The organism is Synergistales bacterium (genome assembly GCA_021736445.1).
Lineage (GTDB): Bacteria > Synergistota > Synergistia > Synergistales > Aminiphilaceae > JAIPGA01.
Map to the genome: position 1 here is coordinate 1 of JAIPGA010000071.1, position 13,849 is coordinate 13,849.

General features: G+C 58.8%; 17 protein-coding genes, 3 tRNA genes and 1 rRNA gene. 18 read left to right on the forward strand and 3 right to left on the reverse strand.

Annotated features, from left to right (window positions below):
* Positions 1–5: 5 nt before the first annotated feature.
* Positions 6–121 (forward strand): 5S ribosomal RNA (rrf, locus tag K9L28_09565).
* A 130-nt stretch (positions 122–251) separates the two neighbouring features.
* Here rrf and K9L28_09570 read toward each other — a convergent pair.
* Genes K9L28_09570 through K9L28_09580 form a run of 3 tightly spaced genes read right to left on the reverse strand, consistent with a single transcriptional unit; the run spans position 252 to position 1,595 of the window.
* The gene (locus tag K9L28_09570; protein MCF7936576.1) at positions 252–470 is read right to left on the reverse strand and encodes a hypothetical protein; all 219 of its coding nucleotides are present in this window, start codon (positions 468–470) and stop codon (positions 252–254) included.
* A 1-nt stretch (position 471) separates the two neighbouring features.
* Positions 472–1,209 carry a deoxyribose-phosphate aldolase gene (gene deoC / locus K9L28_09575; protein ID MCF7936577.1) on the reverse strand — a complete coding sequence of 246 codons (738 nt, stop codon included), beginning with the start codon at positions 1,207–1,209 and terminating at the stop codon, positions 472–474.
* Complete coding sequence (locus K9L28_09580) at positions 1,206–1,595, reverse strand: hypothetical protein (protein ID MCF7936578.1); 390 nt, start codon at positions 1,593–1,595, stop codon at positions 1,206–1,208. Before K9L28_09580 ends, deoC begins: the two co-directional genes overlap by 4 nt.
* 102 nt (positions 1,596–1,697) lie before the next feature.
* Here K9L28_09580 and K9L28_09585 point away from each other — a divergent pair, with 102 nt between their 5' ends.
* The 17 genes from K9L28_09585 to tuf form a co-directional block, all read left to right on the forward strand.
* The gene (locus tag K9L28_09585; protein ID MCF7936579.1) at positions 1,698–2,723 is read left to right on the forward strand and encodes a homoserine dehydrogenase; all 1,026 of its coding nucleotides are present in this window, start codon (positions 1,698–1,700) and stop codon (positions 2,721–2,723) included.
* A gap of 146 nt (positions 2,724–2,869) precedes the next feature.
* Positions 2,870–3,370, forward strand: coding sequence for a chemotaxis protein CheW (locus K9L28_09590; GenBank protein MCF7936580.1), 501 nt, complete (start codon positions 2,870–2,872; stop codon positions 3,368–3,370).
* Between the two features lie 41 nt (positions 3,371–3,411).
* Positions 3,412–4,272 (forward strand): PHP domain-containing protein, encoded by an 861-nt coding sequence (locus K9L28_09595; protein MCF7936581.1) that lies wholly within the window; start codon positions 3,412–3,414, stop codon positions 4,270–4,272.
* Between the two features lie 25 nt (positions 4,273–4,297).
* Complete coding sequence (gene ltaE / locus K9L28_09600) at positions 4,298–5,323, forward strand: low-specificity L-threonine aldolase (GenBank protein ID MCF7936582.1); 1,026 nt, start codon at positions 4,298–4,300, stop codon at positions 5,321–5,323.
* Positions 5,324–5,475: 152 nt separating this feature from the next.
* Entirely contained in the window at positions 5,476–7,077 is a 1,602-nt protein-coding gene (locus K9L28_09605) for an N-acetylmuramoyl-L-alanine amidase (GenBank protein MCF7936583.1), read from the forward strand.
* 92 nt (positions 7,078–7,169) lie between these two features.
* The gene (locus K9L28_09610; GenBank protein ID MCF7936584.1) at positions 7,170–7,874 is read left to right on the forward strand and encodes a GerMN domain-containing protein; all 705 of its coding nucleotides are present in this window, start codon (positions 7,170–7,172) and stop codon (positions 7,872–7,874) included.
* A 24-nt stretch (positions 7,875–7,898) separates the two neighbouring features.
* Positions 7,899–8,675: a ribonuclease PH gene (rph, locus tag K9L28_09615; GenBank protein ID MCF7936585.1), complete on the forward strand. Its 777-nt coding sequence runs from the start codon at positions 7,899–7,901 to the stop codon at positions 8,673–8,675.
* The gene (locus tag K9L28_09620) at positions 8,644–9,219 is read left to right on the forward strand and encodes a non-canonical purine NTP pyrophosphatase (protein ID MCF7936586.1); all 576 of its coding nucleotides are present in this window, start codon (positions 8,644–8,646) and stop codon (positions 9,217–9,219) included. Before rph ends, K9L28_09620 begins: the two co-directional genes overlap by 32 nt.
* A 49-nt stretch (positions 9,220–9,268) precedes the next feature.
* Entirely contained in the window at positions 9,269–9,499 is a 231-nt protein-coding gene (gene secG, locus K9L28_09625) for a preprotein translocase subunit SecG (GenBank protein ID MCF7936587.1), read from the forward strand.
* 9 nt (positions 9,500–9,508) lie between these two features.
* Positions 9,509–10,555, forward strand: a complete 1,047-nt coding sequence (locus K9L28_09630) for a nicotinate phosphoribosyltransferase (GenBank protein MCF7936588.1) — start codon at positions 9,509–9,511, stop codon at positions 10,553–10,555.
* Positions 10,556–10,671: 116 nt separating this feature from the next.
* Positions 10,672–11,109 (forward strand): 50S ribosomal protein L13, encoded by a 438-nt coding sequence (gene rplM / locus K9L28_09635; protein ID MCF7936589.1) that lies wholly within the window; start codon positions 10,672–10,674, stop codon positions 11,107–11,109.
* Between the two features lie 18 nt (positions 11,110–11,127).
* The gene (rpsI, locus tag K9L28_09640; GenBank protein ID MCF7936590.1) at positions 11,128–11,526 is read left to right on the forward strand and encodes a 30S ribosomal protein S9; all 399 of its coding nucleotides are present in this window, start codon (positions 11,128–11,130) and stop codon (positions 11,524–11,526) included.
* Positions 11,527–11,798: 272 nt separating this feature from the next.
* Positions 11,799–13,157 carry a magnesium transporter gene (mgtE, locus tag K9L28_09645; protein MCF7936591.1) on the forward strand — a complete coding sequence of 453 codons (1,359 nt, stop codon included), beginning with the start codon at positions 11,799–11,801 and terminating at the stop codon, positions 13,155–13,157.
* A gap of 155 nt (positions 13,158–13,312) precedes the next feature.
* A tRNA-Thr gene (locus K9L28_09650) sits at positions 13,313–13,388 on the forward strand.
* Positions 13,389–13,412: 24 nt separating this feature from the next.
* Positions 13,413–13,499, forward strand: a tRNA-Tyr gene (locus tag K9L28_09655).
* 11 nt (positions 13,500–13,510) lie between these two features.
* Positions 13,511–13,586, forward strand: a tRNA-Thr gene (locus K9L28_09660).
* A 138-nt stretch (positions 13,587–13,724) separates the two neighbouring features.
* On the forward strand, positions 13,725–13,849 hold a 125-nt coding region (gene tuf / locus K9L28_09665; GenBank protein ID MCF7936592.1), incomplete at its 3' end, for an elongation factor Tu.

Genomic DNA, 13,849 nt, shown 5'->3' on the forward strand with positions numbered 1-13,849 from the left:
ACGCATCTGGTGACCACAGCGGAGGGGCCACACCCGGATCCATGCCGAACCCGGTCGTTACGCCCTCCAGCGCCGATGGTACTACGGGGGGTACCCGTGGGAGAGTAGGTCGTCGCCGGATGCGTGCTTTTTTGTATCTTTATCTGGATTGCAACGGAGCGCCGTGAGGAAGGGCCCCGAAACCGCAGATACAGTGCGGATTCGGGGCCCTTCGTTTGTCTTTCGGGACGGAGGGCTTCGTTGTGTGCAGCCTACTGGGCCGACCGGGGGAGGCGGGAGGGGCGCACCGGCGCCAGCTCGGACTCCGGGAAATCCAGGAAGGCCTTGCCGGAGGCGGCGCGGAGGAAGTTGTCCAGCCACCAGAAGATATCCCGGCGGCTGATGGTCTTCCGGAGGCTCCGCATCCAGCGCCGCTGTCTGTAGCCGGGCATGTTGAAGGCCCGGACGATGCTGTCGGCCAGATGCTCCATGTCAGTCGGCTGGATGGACGATAGAGATCGACCGGGAGCAGCCGAGGCGTGTCGCTCCCGCGCGTATGAGCTGTTCCGCCTGCTCCGCAGAACTGATCCCTCCAGCCGCCTTGATCCCGACCCTCCCTTGAGCTGTCGCATTGATCAGGGCCACATCGTCGAGGGTTACCCTGCCAAAGAACCCTGTCCCTGTTTTGACAATGTCGATTCCGTGATCGAGGCAGAGCTCCGTGAGGTCTATGATCTCCTGTTCTTCCAGAATGGGTGTTTCGATGATGACCTTAAGAATGTGTCTGCCGGAACACTCCCGGAGGGCGGACAGTTCGAGGGTGACGCCCTCCCGGTCGTTGTTGCGGAGGTTGCCGAGATCGACGACCGCGTCGATTTCGTTGGCACCCTGATCCAATGCCCACGCGATCTCCCGGCGTTTGATTTCAAGCGGTGTGGTCCCCAGGGGGAATCCGACTACGGAAGCGATGCGGACAGGCGTTCCTTCGAGAAGCGGCGCCGCCACGGGAACGGCGCTCAGGGGAATGCAGACGGCGGCAAAGTGATGGTGCCTGGCTTCGTTGCAGAGCTGCTGGTAGCGTTCCGATGGAATGCCTGGTTTGAGAAGTGTGTGATCGATAGACGGTGCGAGATCGGTGCTGGTCTCTTCCACGTCCTTCGTTTCGGTGATGTGGGTGACCAGGCGATGGGCTGCGGTACGGATTGCGCCCCACTCTTTTTTCGGCGTCATGGCGATCTTCCTTCTTGTCCTTCCGGGGTGTGCCCGTCGATACAGCCGCAGAGTTCGCGGTTGCTCTCTTCAGTTGGGTGTGCTGTCACCGCAGTGATGGAGATGTCTCCTCTCCGGTGCAGGTAGCCCAGCAGGGTGACCAGCGATTCCATGGTGATCCCGAGCTGCTGCGAGGTTTCCCGAAGGTCCAGGGTGCCTGTTTCCTCGAGTCTGGCCCGAAGGTCGCGGCCGATGATCGCCACCCATTGGTCGAAAAGCTCTGAGACCTCCTTCGTATGGGTGCCGGCAAGCTGGGCGTTTGTGGCGACGGCCTCGATAAGCCTGGCGGTGACACGCTCGCAGGAGTGCAGTACATCCTCGAGTCGCTGTACGCTGTCGCTGTCCACGTTGGTTCCTCCTCTGTCGTGTGGGGTGGAATGTCCCTTTGTCTCCACTCATGATAGGATACAACAGAGTGAGAGTACAGGTGCGGGGGTGAAGATGTGCGGTTGCGTCTCAACCTACTTGGACTGGGCAGGGTCGGCAGGGGTTTCGTCGAGCATGTTCTGGAAAAGCACGATGCGGTTGCCCGGCAGTACGGCTGTGCAATGGATATTGTTGCGGTTGCCACACGCTCCAGAGGCGGGATCTACAGGGAAGCGGGACTGAGGCCTGAACAGGTTCTCCAGTGGATCGACGTCGGGAACAGCCTTCGTGACGAACTGCCGCCCGATACGATTTTTGATCTGGCGGTGGATGAACTGATCGAACACCAGGAATACGATGTGCTGGTGGAGAGCACGGTGACCAACCTTGTCCATGCCGAACCCGCCGCGACGTACATGAAAACAGCTCTGCAACGGGGGAAGCATGTGGTGACAACCAACAAAGGTCCTGTGGCACTGCATTTTCCGGAGCTTTCCCGGCTTGCCGCGGAACGCGGGGTCTGCTTTCTCTTTGAAGGGACCGTGCTCTCGGGAACACCGCTTTTTTCATTTGTCCGCCATGGGCTTAGGGGAAGCCGGATCTTCAGTTTTGAAGGGGTGGTGAGCGGGACCTGCAACTACATGCTCAGTCTGATGGCCAAGGGTGCCTCTTTTGACGAAGCGTTGGTGGACGCCCAGAGAATGGGCATTACCGAAGCGAACCCCAGCCTTGATGTGGATGGTTGGGAGGCGGCGGCCAAAGCTGCTATCATATCGCAGGTTCTTATGGGAGCCGAGCCTCTGGATATCCGGATGCTCCCCTTTGAGGGTATCCGGCATGTCACCCCGCAGATGATTCAGGAGGCCCGTCGATCCGGGAGATGCCTCCGACACGTGGCCAGGGTGGAGCGCCTGGGGGAGGGTGTGGATATTGCGGTCAAGCCGGTGATGCTCCCCAAGAATCACCCTCTCTCCATACTCCCGGGGAACACCAATGGTGCGCTGTTCTTCACCGACACCCTCGGGGAGGTCTATGTCAGCGGTGCGGGGGCGGGAGCTCGGCAAACGGGATATGCACTCTTTCAGGATGTGCTGTCTCTTCCAGGCTGAGAGAAATCCTGCTGGGCCAGGCATTACCCCAGCGGTGGTGCTAGAGATGCCGTAAAGGCTGTAGTATACTACGTTGGGAGTAAAAGGGGAGAGTGCCCCCTTAACCCTGAAACGAGGAGGGTCTACATATGGCAGAGGTTGCCGAAATGGATGTTCAGGGCATCATGGAAGCTGCGGAGGACGGCAGGTCTTCCAGTGATGCACGGATTATCCTCGTTTTTGATCTCTTTAAGGAACACTACGGTCTGGACGTCGGGCAGGTGCGGGAGATTGTCCGGGTGCCTCCCAAGATTACGAGGGTGCCCAATGCGCCGGCCTATGTTCGTGGTGTCATCAATCTTCGAGGGAATGTCATCCCTGTCATGGATGTCTCTACCAAAATGGGCGGTGAGCACCACGAGATCCACGACAATTCACGGATCGTCGTGGTGGAACCCCGTGGACTGTTGTTCGGCTTTCTGGTTGACGGAGTCCGTGAAGTCAGGAATATCGAGGAGCGGAATATCGAATCCTCCGACTCGGTGGAGGCCAGTGTCGATGATCGCTATCTCCAGGGTGTGGCCAAGGATCAGAATGGGGAATTGACGGTGCTGCTGGATATCGCGACGCTCTTCGAGGTAGAGGAGATTGTCGAGGAAGAGGCGTAACCTGCAGCGGATGAAGGGCAGGGAGAGATGATCGCGGCCGGTTGTCTGCGTTCCTTTTTTCAGCGGGGATGAGGCGTTGTGTTGATCTGCACCTGCACAGCAAAATCTCGGATGGTGTCGACGATGTCTGTTCCCTGGTGGGAAGGCTCGCGGCGGAAGGCGTCGAGACGGCGAGCCTGACGGATCACGACACGGTCGCCGGTGTCCCCGCCTTTCTTGTTCAGACGCGGAGATGGGGAATAGAAGGTATCCCAGGGGTGGAACTCACCGCTCGGTTTCCGGGAGTTCTTCATATACTCGGATTCTGTATGCGCATTGACCATCCGGATCTTGATGAAGCGTTGCACCTCCTTGGAGAGTGGCGCCACCGGCGGAGCCTCCGAATTGTTGAAGCGCTGCGGAGTCAGGGGTGCTCGATCCAGCTGGAAGAGCTGCGGTCCGAGTCCGGAGGGTGGCGGCTCACCAGAAGCCACTTTGCAAGAGCACTGGTGCGTCAGGGCTGTGCGCCCACCCGACCTGCTGCATTCCGCCGCTATTTGAGCGATGCCTCCCTCACATCCGCCTCCGATGCCCCACTGTCACCGAATGAATGCATTCAGCTGATACGACGTTGTGGCGGGTATCCTGTGCTCGCCCACCCTGAACTGACCCGGCGGGATTGCAGTGTCTTTGAGCAGGTGCAGTCGGGGCTTGTCGAGGCTGGTTTATGGGGAATCGAGGTCTATAATCCCCGGATGCGGCCCGACAGAATCCTGTATTTGTTGAAACGTGCCGGACGATATGGCCTTGCGGTGACGGCGGGGTCGGATTTCCATGGAGATGCCGATAACGGCAGGGGACCGGGTCTCTGTGTAGAGGCTGAATCGGTTACGCTGCCGCGGTATCGTCCCCGGGACACATAAGCCGGGGAACGCGAAAGGGGTTGGAATGAGGATGATCGACGTACGCAGCGACACGGTGACCAAACCCTCCAAGGAGATGCGGGCTGCGATGGCTATAGCGGAGGTGGGTGACGATGTATACGGTGAAGACCCCACTGTCCGGGCGCTCGAGTTGAAGGCTGCGGAGCTGACGGATCAGGAGGACGCGCTCTTTGTGACATCCGGTACACAGGGGAACCTCGTGGCCATGATGACGCACTGTTCCCGAGGTGATGGGGTCATCCTGGGCTCCGGAAGCCACATCTATATCTATGAAGGTGGCGGGCTGGCGGTTCTCGGCGGGATGATGCCCTTGCTGGTTGACGATAGCGGCGGGATACCCTCCGTTGAAGCGATAGGGGGAGCCTGTAAAGGCGAGAACGTTCACTTTGCTCCGGCCCGGCTGCTTTGTCTCGAGAATACCCATAATCATCACGGGGGGATCGCCGTTTCCCCGGAGTGTTTCTCGAGAGCAGTGGCGGTGGCCCGGGATAGAGAGCTCCTGGTACACCTTGACGGTGCGCGGATTTTCAATGCCGCCGTTGCGCATGATGTTCCGGCATCTGTATTTACCGGTCAGGTCGACTCCGTGCAGATTTGCCTTTCCAAGGGACTGGGAGCTCCCGTAGGTTCGCTTGTCTGCGGATCAAAGGGATTTATCCACCGGGCCAGGCATTGGCGAAAGCGCCTAGGTGGAGGGCTCCGACAGGCTGGAGTGATTGCGGCTGCAGGGCTCTACTCGCTGGAACACATGGTAGAGCGTCTGGGTGAGGATCATGACCATGCAGCATTGCTTGCCGAACTGCTCAATCGAGGCGGTCTGGCTGTGGAACAGCATGAGGGAACGACAAACATGGTGTTCATTACGCTCCCTGAGGATGCATGTACTGCCCCGGAGCTGGTGGCGCGTTGTGGAGAACGAGGGGTGCTCTTCAATGCAGTGGGTGAACGCCGCGTCCGTCTTGTGGCGCATGTCGATGTCAACGAAGAGATGATCCGTCAGACGGCGGAGGTGATCCTTGCGGCGTTGTAGTCGGGTGGACCACAGGTGAGACAGAACATGCGCGACTGGTATGCTGTGGGCGGCAGGAATGTGTTGGTCGCTTCTAGAAATGCCTTAGGGTCTTGTGGTGGTGGATAATCGTGCGGTGGAGTGCGTGGAGAGAGGTCGGTCTAGGAATAGTGGTGCTGCTGCTGTTGTTCGCTGTGCCGATGCAGGCCGGCGAGCAGTGGAAGCTATGGCGTGGAGAGGCTTTTCTCGGCGCGGTGCCTGTTCGGATGGAGGATGGGGTTGTGCTCGCGTCACTGATCCCCCTGGCTGGACTGGCGGATTGCTCTGTACGGGAGGAAAAGGAGACGCTGTGGCTGGGCGCAGAGCACCACAATCTGGAATTTGTAGCCCAGGGAGCTGTAGCACGGCTGGACGGTCAGATTGTTCCGTTGCAGCACCCCGTTGTGCGGGCCGACGGCGACTGGTGGGCCGATGTACACCACAGCCTTTCCCTGCTGAACAGACTGGTTGAAGCGAAATCCGCGGAACGGTTCTACTGGAAGGGGGCTCAGCCCCAGCCATCGGACGCCTCTGCGGAATCCACACAGAAGGAAGAAGACAACGGGGATCCCGAGGATAGCGCTGAGTACAGCAAGCAGTTCGAAGCCCTGGTGGCCGGCCTGTCCAAACAGGACGAGGGCACTCGCCGGGAGCCTGTTTCCGGAACTGCTGTCGGTGGAGTCGCGCTTGAGGGCCTGCGTTGGTCCTGGCGCGACAACCGCATACGGGCGGTGCTCGATATCTCGGACACCTTTACCAGCTCTGTCCAGGTTGACGATGACGCGGTCCGGGTAACGATCGACGGCCTGACCATCGATGCCTCCTGTCCCGGTGCCGAGTCGCCCTACCCCGGTGAGGTCGATGTTTCCCTGAACCAGCAGGGGGGAGCCGACGGTGGTGTGGTGGTCTTCAACTATCAACGGGGCCGGGTGAAGCACTACACCCTTTCCGATCCCCACCGTCTCGTTGTCGATTTCATCGGTCCGCGGCGAAGCGATGAGCAGCCTTCGGATTCCGATTCGCCGTCGCTGCCCCGGCCAAGTGCGGTCACCGAACCGGATGGGAGGGGAGAGGGGCCCCCTCTTGTGGTGATCGATCCGGGGCACGGCGGGAAGGACCCCGGTGCCGTAGCCAACGGGATACTGGAAAAGGATTTGAACCTGGCTGTCAGCCGGAAGCTTGCAACACTGCTGAAACAGCTCGGCCTGCGGGTGCATCTGACCAGAAACAGTGATACCTATCTCAAGCTGGGAGAGCGGACCGATATTGCAAACAGAATGAATGCCGACCTGTTCATCAGCATCCACGGCAATGCGCTCCCCCCGGGAAAACATGCCAAAGGGTGTGAGGTCTATATCATGGCGCTGCCGACGGACGAGGACGCCATGAAGCTTGCCAGGATCGAGAACAGAGAATTCAATGGTTCGGTGAAAAAAAACAAGACGGAAAGCACCATGCTTTTGCGCATACTGGGGGATATGCAACAGAACGCCAAGGTTTCCGATAGCATGACCTTCGCCGAGGTTCTCTTTTCCGAAGGGAAAAAGAAGGGGATGCCCATGCGTCGGATCGCCCAGGCGCCTTTTGCAGTACTGAAGGGTGCGGGCATGCCCTCGGTGCTTGTGGAGGTCGGTTTTCTTACGGAAAAGAGTGAAGCCCGTCGGCTCGCTACGGATTCCTACCGGAAGAAGATTGCGGAATTCCTGGCCAGAGGCGTACATTCCTATCTGCAGTGACGGTTTGTGTTGGTGGCAGGCAGTGCGGGCTTACCGGGGAACGGGAGGGGAGAACCCGCGGAATCGAAGCATCTTAAGCGGCGGTGATAGGCATGAAGAAAAAGCAGGATACCTACGTAGACCGACAGGAGGAGGCACGGCATTCTCCACCGCGCCGTCGCTCCTCGACAGGGGGGAAGCAGCGTGAAGAGGGCGGGCCGGCGCGGAAAGCCCCCTTGCCCTTTCGGCTTCTCGCCTGGGCCTCCATTCTGATCGTATTCTTTGGTGTCGGCTATGTGGTGGCGGGTTTTGTAATGGGGTGGTTGGATTCGGGGTCTAAGGACCTTGGCGGTACTGTGGAGAGCAGACAGGAGGCCGCTGCCATGCTGGAGGGGGATGGACAGGGAACAGACCGGAAGCGGAAGAAGGCCTACAGGATCTTCCCCCTCGGCGATTCCGGTCTCTCGCCTCGGGAGGTCAGTGTGGTTCCGGGGATCTACGAGAACGATCTGCGTCACGTTCTGAACGAGCTCTTTGAACAGCTTCGGGTGCAGAGCGAGAGCCTGGATCCGGTTCGCATCCTTCACGTTTTCAAGACCGGCGACACGCTGTACATCGACCTCAGCTCCGGGTTCCTCTCCGCGCTGAGCCAGCTGTCCAGGAAGCGGGGGCAGCTGTTCATGACCGGGCTCGTGCGAACTGTGGTCGACAACTTTCCACCGGTGCGGAAGGTGCGTATCCTTGTCAACGGCAAACGGGTCGGTGACAATGCACCCCTGCGACTGGACGTGGCCTGGACACTTGCGCCACGTTCGTGAAAAGATTTGAAAAAGGAGTTGGGGATGGAAGAACGAAGCGACGGACGAGCCTGCAATATGCTCCGCCCGGTTGCGATCGAACGGGGGCTGAATATCCACGCCGAAGGTTCTGTGCTCATCAGTGTCGGTAATACCAGAGTCCACTGTACCGCCTCGGTTGAAGAGAAGGTTCCTCCCTTCCTGCGCGGGTCCGGGCGGGGGTGGATCACGGCTGAGTACGCCATGCTCCCCCGGGCGACGGCCTCCAGAAGTCAGCGGGAGTCGGTGCGCGGGCGCATCAAAGGTCGAAGCCACGAGATCCAGCGTCTGATCGGGCGCTCCCTGCGTGCCGGGGTGGATCTCTCTCTTTTGGGAGAACGTACCCTGTGGATCGATTGTGATGTGCTCCAGGCAGATGGAGGGACGCGCTGCGCGTCTATCACCGGAGCCTATGTGGCCATGACTGATGCCCTGCGGTTGCTGTGGGAGCGCAAACAACTCCCTTCCATACCTCTTCGTTGTCAGATTGCAGCGGTGAGCGTCGGTTTGATCGAGGGAAGGGCTCTTCTGGATCTGGATTATCAGGAGGACAGCAGGGCTGACGTGGATTGCAATATCGTGAAGACCGATACCTCCCATTTCGTTGAGGTGCAGGCCAGCGGGGAGGAACATCGTTTTTCGCGGGATGAGCTGGATGCCATGCTGTCGTTGGCCGACTTGGGCACGGAGGAGTTTTTTTCCGTCCAGCGTGAGGCCTTAGGGCTACGTGGAGAGGAGAGGGAGGCAGTCATTGGAAGCGAAAGCGCTCTTTGCCAGCGGTAACCGGCACAAGTTTCACGAGATGCACGAGCTTTTGCGCAGTGTTCCTCTGTCATTGGTCTTTGGCCCCGATGTGACGGATCCTGTGGACGTTGACGAAGATGGAACGACCTATGCCCAGAATGCCCTCAAGAAGGCCCGGGCGTGGTCGGAGACCACAGGATATCCCTCTCTGGCCGATGACAGCGGCCTGGAGGTGCTGGCCCTCGACTGGGCCCCTGGGATTCGTTCCGCCCGACTGGCCCCTACCGTTGAAGAACGGATAAGCCGGCTGCTCCAGCAGCTGCAGAACCATGAAGACCGGACCGCCCGTTTTGTCGCCGCGCTGGCCTATGTGGAACCGAAGGCGGGGAGAGTGGCGCTCAGTCTGGGATATGTGTGGGGCGAGATCTCCTTTTCGCCTGAGGGAAGCGGGGGCTTCGGCTACGATCCGGTTTTCATACCGCGGGGTTTCGACAAGCCCTTTGCCGCACTGGATGGAACGGTCAAAGGCGAATATTCTCACCGAGTTCGGGCCTGTCGAAGCCTGGCAGATATGTTATTCTGACCATCTATGGTACAATACCAACTCGCGTAAACAGATGGAGGTGTGTACGATGCGGATTGCGCTCTATATCATACACGTCCTTTTGGGACTGACCCTTATAGGCGTCGTGTTGTTGCAGCAGCGGAAGCAGGGAGGGTTTACCGGCGTTTTCGGAGGCGGCACCCAGGCTGATGCCTCCGGAGGCCAGTGGCAGCGGTTTACGGCACTGTCCAAGATCAGCGTTATCCTGATAGCGCTTTTTATGCTTTCATCTGTCGTTATCGTGTTCCTTTTCCGGTAGAGCTGGAGGATGACCATGCAGCGATCCCTCAACTCTATCGGTGATGTTACTGCGTTCTCCGCAGGTGATGACCGGTACCATTCGGCTACCCACGAGGAGATCCAGGCAGGACTGACGACGGACGTGTACTTTGTCAAAACCCGGGATGTATTGCGGGCACTGGGTTCGCTTGACACCCCGGTGGTGGCCGAACTGTTCGCCAGAAAGCCGGGAGTCTTTGCAGGTATGGACGAGGTGCTCCGGCTCTTCGAAGGACGCGGTGATGTCCAGATCTATGCGATTCCCCAGGGCTCCTCATTCGAGGGCAAGGATGTGGTCTGTCGTATCCACGGGCCCTATGAGGCCTTTGGGATGTACGAGACAGTAATCCTCGGTATGCTGGCAAGCGCTACCGGCTGGGCAACGGCCGCTGCGGAGTGCGTTGCGGCTGCTGGCGGCAAGTCGGTGCTCTGCTTTGGTGCCAGACATGTGCACCCCGCGGTGGCTCCAGTCATGGAGAGCGCAGCTGTTCGGTACGGAGGGTGCAGCGGTGCGAGCTGCATCCTCGGTGCCAAGCTCGCCTCCGTGGTGCCGAAGGGTACCATACCCCATGCGGCCATCCTCATCGCCGGCGACACGCTCCGTATCGCCGAAGCCTACGACGAAAGCCTCGGCGCAGAAGAGGCCCGGATCATCCTTGTGGATACCTTCAAGGACGAGGTGGAAGAGAGCCTGCGGGTTGCCGATTTTCTGGGCGAACGGCTTGCCGGCGTGCGTCTCGATACCCCGACTGAACGGGGTGGCGTCAAACCGGACCTGGCCCGGGAGGTTCGGCAGGCGCTGGATATGGGCGGGTTTCCCCACGTACAGATCATCGCTTCAGGCGGGCTGAATCCGGAGCGGATAGAGCAACTTGCCGCAGCGGAGGTCGACGCCTTTGGGGTTGGGAGCTATATCGCTCACGGCACACCTCGGGATATGACGATGGATCTCAAGGATGTCAATGGGGTTCCCGTCGGTAAACGCGGGCGGTTCAAAGGTCTTGTGAAAAACGACCGACTGGAGCGCGTGCTATAGACTGAAGCATGTTGTTACTGTCCGTGTCGCCGGGAGAGAGGAGCGGTCTCCCCCTACACTGCTGCCTCGACCTTCGGTGGATACGGCGCATGATGATACATAGAGGAGGCAATGAGATGACGACGAACCGTACCTATATGGCAAAACCGGATCAGGTACAACGTAAATGGTATATTGTCGATGCCGCCGATAAGCCACTCGGGCGCATCGCGGCGCAGATTTCAAAACGGCTGACCGGGAAGGACAAACCCATCTATACCCCGCATATCGATACCGGTGATTTTGTTATTGTCATCAATGCGGAGAAGGTCGCCCTTACAGGAAAGAAGCGGCAGCAAAGCCTGGTGTACCGCTACTCCGGATACCAGGGCGGGCTCCGGAGCAGAACCTTTGGAGAGATGCTGGACAAACATCCGGAGCGGCTGATAGAGAAGGTCGTGTGGGGGATGATTCCCAAAACGCGACTGGGGCGCCAGATGTTTAAGAAGCTCAAGGTCTATGCGGGACCACATCATCCCCACACGGCCCAGCAGCCTGAGACGTGGGATATTTAGCAGAAAGGAGGGTTATGAATGGCAGGTACTGAAAGATTTTACTGGGGTACCGGACGGCGCAAGACGTCTATCGCAAGGGTACGCGTGTTGCCCGGAGAGGGGAAGGTCTACGTCAACGACCGTCCCGCCGAGGACTATTTCCATACCGGCAGATGGCAGGCCCATGCTTTGGAGCCCCTGAAGGTAGCCAGTGTGGAGGGTAACGTTGATGTCTTTGTGCGCGCCCATGGCGGTGGCGTTTCGGGACAGTCCGGTGCCGTGCGTCTCGGGATTGCGCGGGCGCTGACCAAGATGAATCCGGAGCTCCGGAAGCCCCTCAAGAAGGCCGGGTTGCTCGCCAGAGATGCACGCATGGTGGAGCGGCAGAAGTACGGACTCAAGGGCGCCCGGGCGCGGAAGCAGTTCTCCAAGCGTTAATCCTCTTCTGGAGAGGATGCCAGCTGTAACCATAAAGACCAGTTGACGGCGGGAGGGGTTGCCTTTCCCGCCGTTTTTTGCTAGGAATACCGAGGAAAAACGCCGAAGACCCAGTGAAACCTGTGGATTTGGAATAACAAGTGGGGAGATGGGTATGAGCGATAGTACCGGGCCGCAACCGGGCCGACAAAAAGCAAGAGCCCCCCTCTGACGGTACAGGCAGGGTTGCCTGGCATTCCGTATCGCGGGGGCGGAAATGGAGGCAAACACCGATGCCTGATATCATTCCCAATATCCTTCCGGAGGTACGCAAGCTTCTGGATCACCGTGAGTTGACACAACTCAAGAGATTGCTCTCGGCAATGGAACCCGCCGACATCGCCGAGATGCTTGAAGAATTCGAACCATCTACGCGTGTCCTGTTTTTTCGTCTCCTGCCCAAGGATCTTGCTATTGAGGTGTTTGAAATGCTGGAAGGACAGGAGCGCGAAACCCTCCTTTCGCATTTTACCGACCGCGAGGTGGCGGAGATTCTGGGGGATATGTCCGATGACGACAGGACGGAGCTCCTGGATGAGCTGCCTGCCAAAACAGTGAAAAAGCTTCTGGAAAGCCTCCCTACCGAAGAGCGGACGCTGGCCAACAGGCTGATGAACTACGCCGAGGAATCCGCGGGTCGTGTGATGACCCCCGAATACATCGACTTGAAGCAAGACATGACCGTCGATCAGGCCATAGATCGCATCCGAATGCATGCCCGCGGCAAGGAGACCATCTACACCGCATTTGTCGTTGATACGAAACGACAGTTGGTCGGTGTAGTGGAGCTGGAGGATCTTATCCTCGCCCGGGGATCCACGTCGGTCAGGGCGGTCATGGACAGTGACCCGGTATGGGTGACGACACGCACGGACCGGGAAGAGGTGGCCCGGGAGCTCTCGAAGTACGACTTTCAGGCCCTTCCTGTGGTGGACAGCGAACATCGGCTGGTGGGTATCGTTACCTTCGACGATGTCCTGGACATCATGGAAGAGGAGGCTACGGAAGACTTCGAGCGCATGGCCGGAATCGAGCCCACCGATGTGAGCTATATCAATACAGGCTTTTTCACGATGGCCCGAAAGCGGTTTATGTGGCTTTTTATCTGCATCCTCACCGAGACCATCACCTCGTCGGTACTCAAGGCGTACTCGATTACCCTGCAGAGCGCCGTAGCGCTCACCTATTTCATTCCGTTGCTGATCGGCACGGGGGGGAACGCCGGAACCCAGTCGGCGACCCTGATGATCCGTGGGATGACCCTTGGCGAGATCCAGAGGAAGAACATTGTGAAGGTCTTTTTCCGCGAGATCGGAACGGGGCTCTTCCTCGGCGTTGCCCTGGCGGCCTTTGCTTTGGGAAGGGCCTACATGCTCGATACAGGGGCGGCGGTGGGGTTGACTGTGGCGCTCGGTGTGGTAGGGGTGGTGTTGCTGGGCAATCTCGCTGGTGTCCTTCTGCCGGTGATCGCCCGGATGCTGAAGATAGATCCGGCGATCATGTCGGGGCCTTTTATCACCACTGTCGTTGACGTACTGGGGCTGCTTGTCTATTTTGAAATCGCTCGCCGGATCCTGATGCATTGGGGTTGAGGCTCCGGAAGGGAACACAGCCGCGGAGGAGCCGGTAACGGGTAGCGGCGGTGTTCGCGAATTCGGGAGGTTCCCTTGCCTGCCTGGAATTTGCCGAAAGTGGCGCGAACCCGGTTGACAATGGAGCAATGGCAGATATAATACTGAGGCGTCACGCCGGTGTAGCTCAGTTGGTAGAGCAGCTGACTTGTAATCAGCAGGTCGTCCGTTCGAGTCGGATCGCCGGCTCCATTGGCTGAAAATCGGTGTACATGTGGTAGGTTGGCCGAGTGGTCAAAGGCAGCAGACTGTAAATCTGCCGGGTTACTCCCTACGAAGGTTCGAATCCTTCACCTACCACCAAAAATACGGATGCCGACTTAGCTCAGCAGGTAGAGCACATCCATGGTAAGGATGGGGTCTCCGGTTCGAGTCCGGAAGTCGGCTCCAGTAAAGAGAGATCCGCGTTGCCTTCCAGAGGTGTTGGCAGGCGGATCTCTTTTAGCGTGAGTGCGCCTGTGGTACAATCTCGCTGGTTATTTTACCCTACGTGGGAGAGCATACAATACATTGGGGAGGTAACAGGTAATGGCCAAGGAGAAGTTTGAGCGTTCGAAGCCGCATTTGAACATCGGAACCATCGGCCACATCGACCACGGGAAGACGACGCTGACGGCGGCGATCACCAAGACGCTCCACCGTAACGGGTACTG